At 39.8% G+C, this 1,184-nt stretch carries 3 protein-coding genes; 1 reads left to right on the top strand and 2 read right to left on the bottom strand.

Annotated features, from left to right (window positions below):
* Positions 1-348, top strand: a 348-nt coding sequence (locus tag CDZ78_RS13425; RefSeq protein WP_444979210.1) for an ISAzo13-like element transposase-related protein, incomplete at its 5' end; no start/stop codon positions are given.
* Here CDZ78_RS13425 and CDZ78_RS23220 read toward each other — a convergent pair.
* Entirely contained in the window at positions 349-765 is a 417-nt protein-coding gene (locus CDZ78_RS23220; protein WP_280175584.1) for a transglycosylase SLT domain-containing protein, read from the bottom strand.
* Between the two features lie 105 nt (positions 766-870).
* Positions 871-1,122, bottom strand: coding sequence for a hypothetical protein (locus CDZ78_RS23215; protein ID WP_244559251.1), 252 nt, complete (start codon positions 1,120-1,122; stop codon positions 871-873).
* Between the last annotated feature and the right edge of the window lie 62 nt (positions 1,123-1,184).

Below are 1,184 nucleotides of genomic sequence, written 5' to 3'. Positions count from 1 at the left end.
CGGCACTACATTTTTAAAGAAGATTTACAAAAGACTGCGAATGCACTTGGATTGGAAATTAGGATTGCCCACTATCCTCCTTATACCTCCAAGTATAATCCCATTGAACATCGTTTTTTTCCTCATGTGACTCGTGCTTGTGAAGGTGTTGTATTTGACTCGGTTGAAACAGTTAAAACATTGATTTCTAGAACATCAACGTCAAAAGGACTAACAACAATTGTTCACATACTCGACAAAATGTACGAGACAGGACGAAAATATGCCGCTGACTTCAAAGAAATAATGCCGATTGTATTTGATACACATTTACCAAAATGGAATTACCGTGCAATTCCTCAAGAATAATTAATATCGGGAAGTTGTTTCGTGCTTATTCCTAGTTAGCAGGGGCAGGGCTTGTTTGACATCAATCCACTTATCGGGGTTTTTGCCTAGTTTCTGGGTAATAATTCGTGCGTCCTCTAGGTGTCCGAAGCCTACATTATAGGATGCAAGCGCAAGCCAGGTACGGTCAGGCTCTGGAATTCGAGCGGGAATTTTCTTTAAATGCTGCTTGAAATATAAGGCTCCGCCAAAAATACTTTCTTTGGGGTTTGTACGGTCTTTTACTTTTACCTGTTTTGCTGTCGCCTGGGTAAGCATCATTAGGCCTTTTACTCCAGTTGGAGAGACGGCATCTTTATTCCAGTGTGATTCTTGATAACTGATTGCAGCTAACAGGCGCCAGTCAAAGGTGTATTTTTCTGCAGCATCTTGAAACAGTGATTGATATTGTGGTAGGTGGCTTTGTAAGTGCAGGCGAAAGGTACAGTTGCCTACATATTTAATATTGCGTGTATGTCCATAGTGCCGTTCTAATAATTGCTCTCAACGTTTATTTTTTTTAATTTTTTTAAAAAAAAGCACGGCTTCATTGTACAGGCTTAAGTCGTCAGATTTTTTAAATGCCCAGGCAAGGTGGCGAGGGGGGCCGATATTAAAGGCAATATTTAGTTTAGGGTAAAAGCGCCGAATTAAAGTCATTTGATTGGAGTCAGCTATGGTGTAGTCGATCAATCTTTCATTAACTAGATATAGCAGGCCATCAGTATTAAGAGCTTCATTAGTTTGCCATTGCAATTGAGGGGTATTCTTTTGTAGCTGAAATACACAATGCTGGTGTATCGAGGTTTATTTTAGGT

It is taken from the genome of Bathymodiolus platifrons methanotrophic gill symbiont, assembly GCF_002189065.1.
Taxonomy (GTDB): Bacteria; Pseudomonadota; Gammaproteobacteria; order Methylococcales; family Methylomonadaceae; genus Methyloprofundus.
Note: the sequence above shows the minus strand (reverse complement) of the source record. Positions and strands in the feature narration are given on the sequence as shown.